Below are 9,218 nucleotides of genomic sequence, written 5' to 3'. Positions count from 1 at the left end.
TTGTGAATGAGAATGCAGAAGCTTGTCTCTCAAGTGTTTCAGAAAGCGGTTAGGGAGTACTTTGCGGACTCTCCTTTGGGGGTTTCGCGTATTCCGGTTTTGCGCCGTCCTGCCGACGTGGCGTCGCTGGATGAGCTGAAAGATAGACTCGATGGTTACATTGAGTCGTCTTATCGGGACTTTCTCCTGGTTTCTGATGGGATGGATGGGCTACCGCTTGTAATCCTGGGGTGCTCCGATTGGGAGCCGGACGGCTTTGGTGAGAGGGCGATCTCCTACAGGGATGAACTCGACGGGATCGGTACTCCGCAAGATGTGGGTGTTGAGGAAGGGGTGCCATTCTTTCCCGTTGCGATCAACGAAGAGGGAAGCGATGGGATCTTCATGGGTGAATTCACTCTAGGTGGCGAGTATCGGTTCTGGTGGGTCGGAGAGGGATCAAGTAGGTTCTTCGCTGACTTCTATGACGTGCTTGCGTATATGCATGACAAGGCTTCCTATGATCCGGTTGAAACTCTTGATTAGAAGAGGGTGCGGTCAGAGCGTTCCCCGTTACCTGATGAGTAGCGGAGCTAACGGACCGCTATCGTCTATCCGGTCATACGAGACATCGAAAGAGACTGGAACCAGCTTCATGGCCAGCGTTTGCCGTGCCCAGCCCACTCTTGTCCCTCGTGATTCCCTATGAGCTCATAACAGGATCCTACTGAGATGCCCTGGTCACCCGTGGCGGGTGTGACGATTCAGCCGTTCGTGGTGGTGTGAGTACTCGGCCGTGGATCGTGGATGACGACTTGTGGGCACTAATCGAGCCGCTGCTGCCGCCCCAGCCGACGAAAACGCCAGGGCCGCGGTTTGTAGCTGACCGGCTGTACCTCCAGCGCTGCTGTCGAAACCCGTGAACATTTCGATTCCCTCTTGGGAGGCGGCTGGCTCCCAAACCCGTGTACATCCGCTGCCCCTTCTCGGGTTCTCGCTTTCCGCGATGCGCGCACACTGAGTGACGGCTGACGCTCCGATTCAGGCTCTGGGAAGTTGCCTGAAGTTGACCGGGGTCGATCTTGGTGTGGTCGACTGTGCGGCGTCGTGGAAGAGACGTCGCCCCGCTTGGAGGGCCTGTCGTTACCGTCCATCGCGAACGTGCCGGTTTTTTCGCTGGAGGCTCCCCGCGCCTGTGGGGGTGGACTTGCTGTGCCGGTGCGGGAGGCCGTCGATCCGTGGGCGTCTCCCGCGAGTGCGGATGCGAAGCGCTCCTGGGGTCCCCTGACCGAGGGCCTGAACATCCCCCGGGACCTCGATCTCGGTAACCGAGCCAAGGCCCTGGAACAGCTCGATGTCAGGCCAAGGGCACACGCCGCGATCGTCGGCGCCGTTCAAGGACACCCTCCCCGAGACACAAGCCGGCCTCCTCATCAGCTCCCGCCCATGGCCCCTGCTCGCCCACCGCATGAACCACATCCACGACCAGGGCGGCACCACCCTCCTCACCGCACACCTGACCCGCCTCACCACCGACACCACCTGGCAGGACGGCCCACCCTCCACCCCCACCGGACGCCTCATCGACGCCACCCTCCACGCCCTGACAACACCACCCTCCGCCCCCACGTCCCGGGGCCGTGTCTCCCCAACAGCCGCCCGCTCCCGCTCCACCAGCACACCCACCACCACCCCGGGACAGCCGGCCCCGACACACACCGCCCTCCCCACCCACCGGCAACAGACCACACCCGCCAAGACCACGGCGCGCACACGCTGACGGCAGCCAACTCCCACCCGACAGGCCGCAGACGCGGTGCCCGGGCATCGAAGGGGACGCGTAGGGCGCGTACGGGCGACGCCGGGCACCGAAGTAGCCGAACGCCCTCACCGGCATTGGGGGCCGTGTGGCTGCGGTGACCCCGTACGTTGAGTCCTGGCGACACCCATATCCGGCCTTCCGTTCTGTGGCTGAGCAATCCACGCGTGGCACTGAACCTGACTTCGTGTATGGGCCCCTGACCTCCGCGGGCTTGATGGCAAGTTGGGCGTGTGCCCCCGCTGCGAGTCATGGACCGAAGCGCGAAAGTTGCAGCCAGGGCCGTCATGGTCGGTGAGCCAGCCTGTCCTCTGGCAGCGAACTCGGACCGCCTGCCTTCGAAGCTGGACAGATCGACCGGGTACATACGCGTGAGCCGGGCATCCGGAAGGTAGGCCACAAGCAGCTACCACGGATGGGACGGAAACGGCATGTCGCACATGCAGCTCTTGGCTAAGGGCGCGGGTCAGGGCTCCCCGCCCTTCTGGATCATCGCCATCGTGTTGATCGTCATCGTTGGAGCGGCGTTTCTGGTGACAAGGGCGCGCAGAAGATAGAGCGCGGTGCTCAAGCCGTCCAGCTTCGATGGCAATCGGTCCCACTTCGATGTCAGAGGACACAGCCGCGAGTGCTGAACCGCGCGCCGGTAAGCGAGACCTGTGAGCCTCACAGCCTCTTTCCCCAGGTAGACACGTCACTGTGAGCTGTGAGCAGCCGGCATTCACCCTGACCGGCCCCGGCCCTGGCTGTCCTTTGAGATGCGGTCTTGACCGATTGCCAAGTGACTTTGACCGGCTCCGTCTTCCAGGGTCGGCCTGACGTGTCTGCCGGTCGAGATGGGCCCAGGTCGGGAGTGGAACAAGTTGTCCGGCCGGGGGCGTGGGCGTCATGATCGCCGGATGGCTGAGGAGACGACTGTCGAGAAGACGTGGCGGCTGATGCTGGAGGGCGACCCCACAGTGCGGCGGGGAGACCCGGCGGTGATGGAGGCCGCCTACGCCGAACCGCGCCTGCGGATCCTGTTCCCGTTCCCGAGCCATGGGTGCCTCACCTTCCACAGGAACACGCAGTTCCCGTGGAGCAACGACCTGCCGTTCATCGCGGGCAGTGCGCCGTGCTCGGTGTACGGGCCGTCGTACTCGTCGGTACTGGGTGAGGGGCTGACGCCGAAGGAAGCGGCCGCGTTGGTGGTGGCGAACCTGCCCCTCGACTGCGGGCCGGCCTTCGACGGGCCATGGCCCCCGTCAGACAGCCACACCGACTGAGCCAACACGCCTTCCCCAGGAAACAGACAGCCGGCCACAAAGCCACCCGGCAATCGGTCAAGATCACCTGTCGGAGGCCAGCCAGGCTGTCCTCCGACAGGTGATCTTGACCGCCTCCCGGCGAGCCGCTTGAGCCCTACGATGACCGGCACCACCTGCCTGACTGGAGGAGAAGCGCATGGCTGGGGACTCGAACGCTCCCCGGGCGGCCCGACCTGCAAAATCCATCTCGCCGGTGAGGGCGGACGCCGCCCACTAGCCCTGCTCATCACCCCGGGCCAGTGGGGCGACGCCCCGCAGCTCATCCCGGTCATGGAGCGTGTCCGCGTCGCCCGGCTGGACGGCGGGCGTCCCCGGACGCGTCCTGACCATCTCGGCGGCTATAAGACGTACTCCTCCCGTCGCAACCGCCGCTACCTGCGACGACGCCAGATCAAGCACACGATCCCCGAACCGAAGAACCAGCGGGCCAACCGCCAACGCAAGGGCAGCAGGGGCAGCCGACCTGCCGGCATCGACAAGACGATCTACAAGCGCAGGAACGAAGTTGAACGAATGATCAACGCGTGGAAGAACTCCCGAGCCGTGGCCACAAGATTCGACAAGCGCGCCTACGTCTTCCACGGCACCGTCACCGTTGCCTCGATCCGCCTGTGGCTCAGGCCGTGACGCGCGACCAGCCCGGTCCTCAAGGCACGGGATCGGCTCCTGGACAGCTTCAGGAACACGGCAAGAAGCGAGTGATCTCCGCTGCCACGGCTTCGGGGACAACCGACGGCGCGAAGTGCATCTGGTCGGCGAACGTCGTGTAGGTGACGTGAGGCAGGACGGTCGCGAGCCTGTCGAGCGTTACCGGCATCGGCTGCCAGGTGTCGGACCCCCGCATCAGCAGCGTCGGGATGGTGACAGCAGACCAGCGATCCACATCCACCGAATCGGCGGCCATCGATTCAAGGTCACGGCACCAGCCGGGCACCTCGGCGGGTTCGGCGTCGTCGGGCGCGCCCGCATCCATCAGGTCCAGCAGCGCCGTCGGCACGCGGGCCACCTTCTCCGCCAGCAGCCGATCGGCCCGCCGCCGGTCGCCGTGCGCGGTCAGGTCTTCGAACTCGGCCAGTACCGGGGCCAGTTCCTCGCCGGCTGTGTACAGCGGAGGCTCCCACAACACCAGGGAGCGAACCGGCAATCCAGCCGCCGCGGCGTGCAGGGCGACGGTGGCGCCATAGGACATGCCTACCAGGTGCACGGGACGGCCGATCTTGTCGATCAGAGCCTTAAGGTCCCCCACCTCGTCGGTGAAACGCTTCGGTGATCGACCTGGCCCGCTCGGGGCGTACCCGCGCCGGGCCGGCATCCACAGCTCGAACCGGTCGTGGAGTTCTTCGGCCACCGGCTGCCAGGAGTGCAAGCCACCGCCGGAACCGTGGACCATGACAACCGGCGCCCCGGAGCCCAGCTGCCGCCAGCTGATAGCGGTCCCGTCGAAGGACTCCAACGACTCGAACGACCCGAAGGACTCTGACAACTCGATCACGCTCGACATGCCAGGACCGTCGCATGATCTATTCGGGCCGGTCCACCGAATTTCCCCAGCGGACACAGCCACCCTTGGCCCAGCTCCATGATCCGCCGGACAGGCCCCAGCCGGACGCGGCCTGTGTACGGGGCAGGGCTGGGAAGCGCCATCGCACAGGCCGCCACTGACGGCCAGATCGGGAACCGCGTCGCCGCTGCCCACCAGCTCAGCACGGGCGAGCCCGGACTCCCAGACTGACCGTCAGTGGCTGCTGGCAGCATCACCACTATGAACGCCAGATTTACCACCCCGCCGCGGCCGTTCGACGTCACCGCGCTCTTCCCTCAACTGGCCCCACTGGCACGCACGGCGACCCGGCTGCACCCACGGCCCGCGTCGCCGACCGTGCACGACAGCTCCGTCGGCGGGCCGCTCCTGTGGCCCGCCGACGAGCCCTGGCCGTACTGCGAAGAACCGCACGACATTCATGCGGCGCTCAGGATCAACACCCCGGATGACATCCGCCTCCAGCGCCGTGTCCTCGCCGCAGCAGCCGAGCGCCTTCACCTCGACCCCGAGGCACCCGAACACACCCCCGAGGAACAGCAGACCCTGGATCTCATCAGGGACGGCCGCCCATGGTTCGACGGCCCAATCCCTCTCGTACCCGTCGCCCAGATACACGCCCGCGACATCCCCTTCCCCTGCCCGCCGGACGCGGACCTGCTCCAAGTCCTCTGGTGCCCCTTCGACCACGAGATGGCACACCCGAAAACCGCCCTCTTCTGGCGGTCCTCCGCCACCGTCCTCGACGTCCTCGACGCACCGCCCCAGCCGCCGATCGTCCAAGACGGCTGGTACCTCCCCGAGCCGTGCCTGTTCTCACCGGAGCAGGTCACCGAGTTTCCCAACCCCCTTGAGCTGGACAAGGAGATTCGGGACCAGCTGGACGACAGGAGCCGATGGGAGACGATCGACCCCGAGCAGTACAACGCGTACGCCCACGATCCGGGCGAGCTCTACCTGAACAACCTCTGCACCGCCCCCGGCTGGAAAACCGGCGGCTGGACCCGCTGGAGCCCCACCGACCCCGTCGACCGCGCCTGCCCGGAGTGCGGCACCGAGGCGGTCCCGCTCCTCACCATCGCCTCATCGGAATGGGACGGCGGCAGCACGACCTGGATCGCCGCAGAGGACCGGCCGACCCCGGGCCCCCCGCCCCTGGGCGCCCGGGACGGCAACTTCACCTTGATCGACATCACCGGCGGCAACAACCTGCAGCTCCACGTCTGCCCGTCTTCCCCTTACCACCCCCACTTCGAACTGCTCCAGTGAACTTGTGCGGAAACCTCCGCGCCGACGCCACAACCGACACCGCGATCGAATCTCCCGTAAGCCGCCTTGGCCAACTACCGGAGATCCAAATAGGCCCAAGCGGTCCCAACACCAATGTCACAACGCGGCCCCGTCACAGACGGGGCCGCGTTCGTATCGAAGAGGCCTGAACCTTGATCGTGCTCTTAGTCCGGAAAAGGAGTGCGGCGGTCGCGGCCCGCGTCTGGATGGGGAGGGGCGTACGGGGGTGGAAATCGAGCACCATCACATCGACCACCCGGTCCTGACCTCCTCCGCTCCGGCCTGACCACCGCGCCCGTTCTGGCCTCGTCGGCGCCTTCGGGCTAGGAGAGTTGACTCCACGCCGTAGGCCGGTCCCCGCGTACGCGGGGAAGTGCCACGCCTGCACGGCCGAAGGGTCGACCTCCATGAGGTCGACCCTTCGGGCTGTACCGGGGCGGCGTGTCCGTCCCGGCCGGGTGGTCAGCGTCTGCAGACGTCGCGGCAGAGCTCGCCCGCGCCCATCGGGACGCGGATGCCCTGAGCATGTCGGCAGGGCTGGCGCATGTCCGAGGCGGGCCCGGCGGCGGACTGCCGACGCGGGGGGAGCTCCATCGCACCGGCCACATCACCCAGACCAGCACCTACAAGAGACATCCCCCTTTTTCGACGGCCACGCCCTGGAGCACTTCACCGACAAGGCCGCGCTCGACCGCGCCCGCCACGACGGCCGGATCCTCATCCGCGCGGCTGCTGTCCGTCATCTCGGCATCCGGGACGTCGACTTCGCCCACCTGGTCAGAGCCGGACGCCTCCGCCTGGTCCTGCACGTCCGCAGCCGGTGGCAGCCCCGCTGCCACGCACCCGACGTGCCCTTCTACCGCCTCGGCTACCTGGACGAGTTCCTGGCCGACCCCGCCTACGACTGGACCGCCATCCGGGCCACCCCGAAGGGCCGGCTCTCCCCCCTCGCCCGGCTCACCCGCCCCAGGAAGGGACCGGCGGTGCGGGTCCGGACGCGGGTCGCTAGGGTCGCTGACAACCCGCACCGGAATGGCGCGCGGCGGGCGAGGACCGGCACCCAGAGCGCTCTGGGCGGAGTACTGCCGGGCCACCCCCAACCCTTCTGCCACACGCCCCATGTGACACCGGTGACCTCTGACAAGTGATCCTGACCGGTTGCCAAGAGGATTTGACCGGGTCAGCCACTGGGCCGGTCGCGGTGAAGCTCCGTTCGACGTTCCTCGACGAAGTCAATCGCTTCATGGATCGTGCACCCCGACGCATCCCGGTACGCCTTGATCGCATGGATGATCCGGCCGTTCAGGATCTCGTGATCCACACTCTCTGGCACGTTCTTCATGAGACGACCGTACCGACAGGCGTTCGGCCTCACCGGTCAATATCATCTGGCAAGCGGCCAAGATCACAGTCAGAGGACAACCAGCCCCACCAACACGCTCAGACCAGGGACAAGACCGCTCAACCCTCACCACAGAGCCAGAGGTGACATCCCACATGACAGCCACACCCTGGCCGTGGAGCAGCCGCCCGGCACCCCTGCTCGGATCTGCCAGCGCCCCGGCCCCGGACCAGCCGACACGACGCCACACGTCACCACATACGACCACAAGCGCGGTGACGCGCGGCACCGACCGACAACCCGGCGACGACAGCCCAGGACACTTCCGCGCACGCAACCCCGAAAAGACAGCCCACCCCAGCGAATAGCGCCGCAGCCTCCTGCCACGCCTGAACTACCTCACCCCCAGCGACCACGCCCGCGAGGCCGGCCTGACCGTCACCAACCGCACCATCAAGGCATGGCAGGACGGAAAGCGCGCCCCCTCGCGCCGCAACCTGGAGCGCGTAGAAGGCCGGCTACACGGCCCGTACGGCTTCCAGAACGTCCCGCTACCTCCTCGCCCGCTCAACCGTGCAGAACGCGGCACACGCGTGGAGTTCCACCCCCTGAGCCAGTCGCAGGTACCCCGCCCCAACCAACGCGCCGTCGAATAAAAGCACCTGAACATGCGTAAGTAGGACCGAATCGTCCAAGCCTGGGCCGCCGACGATCACGAGCGCATGGACGACGTCTGGGTCGACGAAGTCGTCCAGGACCTCGGCTCACAATGGGCCAATACGAAATACGTCTCCGGCTTTTCAGCCTGAATCCAGAACGAACCGAGCACAACGGGAGTCATCATGAGGAAATTGAAGGCCTCCAGCGCCATCGCGGCAGGCATCACGCTTCTCGCCCTCTACGCGTCAGATGTCATAACCACGATCCCTTACTCGATCTTCGCCATCATGACAGGAGCTATTCTCCTTGTCGATGGAACTCGCTCTCTTCTCAACCTCCGGCGCGGGCAGGAACAGAATTCAAAGAATTCCGAAACGTAGAATGCCAGACCGCGCCCACCCCCTAGTGATGTTTTGCATGGTTTTGTCAGTGATAGTTCGGCATCATCATGTCAGTGACTGACGGGATGATGCCGCTGTTCAGGCCTCATACCAGTGCTGTCAGGTGTGATGTGCCAGCACTGCAGAGTGGGTGTGTCAGAACTCTGCAGATCGTGCACGCGTGTTTCTGCGTGGTCCAGGCAGGTGTCACAGGCCAGCACCCATCACCTCGCCACCCACCCACCCCGCCACCAGAAGTACCCGTCCGCTTAGCAGCAGTGCGCGTACCTCCGCCGTCACAGTGAACCGCTTTGCAGGCACGCGGCTGTGCCGGCCTTCCCGCGCCGCGGCGAGCGACCGCCACACCGTCCGCTGCGAACGGCCCAGAGCTTGTGCCACGAGGCGGACATGAGCTGATGTCAGCTCACCGGCGGCCTCCAAGACCGAGGAGGCGTTCGACGGCAGCCTCACGCTGGGCTCCGGCGGGTTCTTTCGACACCTCCCCGTCTTCTCACACGGACCCGTACCACCGGGCGATCTTGGGCATACCCGCGACAGCTACAGAGGGCGTCTGCTAGGCCGGACTCACCTTCGGCGCAATCAGGGACTGTTGAGAATCCGGAGGAGCCTAAAGATCCATAGTTTCGAGACAATGGAATCGGATCCCTGAACAGGAATTATTTTGTGAGAATTGCGAAATCGACAGAAAGTCGAAAAGCGAGCACCCGGAAAGCCCTAGCCAGCCGCTTTTCTGGAAATCGCGGAGCGAATTCCAGCGGTTGGATCGCGGAGCGATCCAACCAGACGTCACGGAGTGACGTCCCATCAACTGCACTGCGGAGCAGGGCAGTTGAACCGCCGCGTAGCGGCGGCGCGTCGCGTCTGCGGAGCAGACCGCGCG

8 protein-coding genes and 2 pseudogenes are annotated in these 9,218 nt (G+C 65.5%); 7 read left to right on the top strand and 3 right to left on the bottom strand.

The window, feature by feature from the left end; translation table 11 throughout:
- Positions 1-6: 6 nt before the first annotated feature.
- From ABT129_RS23935 to ABT129_RS23920, 5 genes and pseudogenes are all read left to right on the top strand, one after another.
- Positions 7-525 (top strand): hypothetical protein, encoded by a 519-nt coding sequence (locus ABT129_RS23935; protein ID WP_351905096.1) that lies wholly within the window; start codon positions 7-9, stop codon positions 523-525.
- Between the two features lie 254 nt (positions 526-779).
- A pseudogene (locus ABT129_RS38085) lies at positions 780-878 on the top strand (IS5/IS1182 family transposase); the annotation flags it as partial.
- Positions 879-1,333: 455 nt separating this feature from the next.
- Positions 1,334-1,759 carry a hypothetical protein gene (locus tag ABT129_RS23930; protein WP_351905094.1) on the top strand — a complete coding sequence of 142 codons (426 nt, stop codon included), beginning with the start codon at positions 1,334-1,336 and terminating at the stop codon, positions 1,757-1,759.
- 938 nt (positions 1,760-2,697) lie between these two features.
- Positions 2,698-3,063: a DUF6193 family natural product biosynthesis protein gene (locus tag ABT129_RS23925; protein WP_351905091.1), complete on the top strand. Its 366-nt coding sequence runs from the start codon at positions 2,698-2,700 to the stop codon at positions 3,061-3,063.
- 189 nt (positions 3,064-3,252) lie between these two features.
- Positions 3,253-3,732 (top strand): annotated as a pseudogene (locus ABT129_RS23920) (transposase); the annotation flags it as partial.
- Between the two features lie 49 nt (positions 3,733-3,781).
- On the opposite strand, the gene ABT129_RS23915 reads toward ABT129_RS23920, so the two are convergent.
- A complete protein-coding gene (locus tag ABT129_RS23915) occupies positions 3,782-4,606 on the bottom strand; it encodes an alpha/beta fold hydrolase (protein ID WP_351905088.1) in 825 nt (274 codons plus the stop codon).
- 261 nt (positions 4,607-4,867) lie between these two features.
- On the opposite strand from ABT129_RS23915, the gene ABT129_RS23910 reads away from it, so the two are divergent.
- On the top strand, positions 4,868-5,914 hold the full coding sequence (locus tag ABT129_RS23910; RefSeq protein WP_351905085.1) for a hypothetical protein: 1,047 nt from the start codon (positions 4,868-4,870) through the stop codon (positions 5,912-5,914).
- Between the two features lie 644 nt (positions 5,915-6,558).
- Here the strand turns inward: ABT129_RS23910 and ABT129_RS23905 are convergent.
- Positions 6,559-6,774, bottom strand: a complete 216-nt coding sequence (locus tag ABT129_RS23905; RefSeq protein ID WP_351905082.1) for a hypothetical protein — start codon at positions 6,772-6,774, stop codon at positions 6,559-6,561.
- A gap of 9 nt (positions 6,775-6,783) precedes the next feature.
- Here ABT129_RS23905 and ABT129_RS23900 point away from each other — a divergent pair, with 9 nt between their 5' ends.
- Entirely contained in the window at positions 6,784-7,083 is a 300-nt protein-coding gene (locus ABT129_RS23900; protein WP_351905079.1) for a hypothetical protein, read from the top strand.
- A gap of 32 nt (positions 7,084-7,115) precedes the next feature.
- Here ABT129_RS23900 and ABT129_RS23895 read toward each other — a convergent pair whose 3' ends face one another.
- Positions 7,116-7,277 (bottom strand): hypothetical protein, encoded by a 162-nt coding sequence (locus ABT129_RS23895; protein WP_351905076.1) that lies wholly within the window; start codon positions 7,275-7,277, stop codon positions 7,116-7,118.
- Positions 7,278-9,218: the final 1,941 nt, after the last annotated feature.

Origin of the sequence: Streptomyces sp. NPDC002057, from assembly GCF_040296665.1 — a bacterium.
Classification (GTDB): domain Bacteria; phylum Actinomycetota; class Actinomycetes; order Streptomycetales; family Streptomycetaceae; genus Streptomyces.
This window is presented reverse-complemented; position numbering and strand designations above follow the sequence as displayed.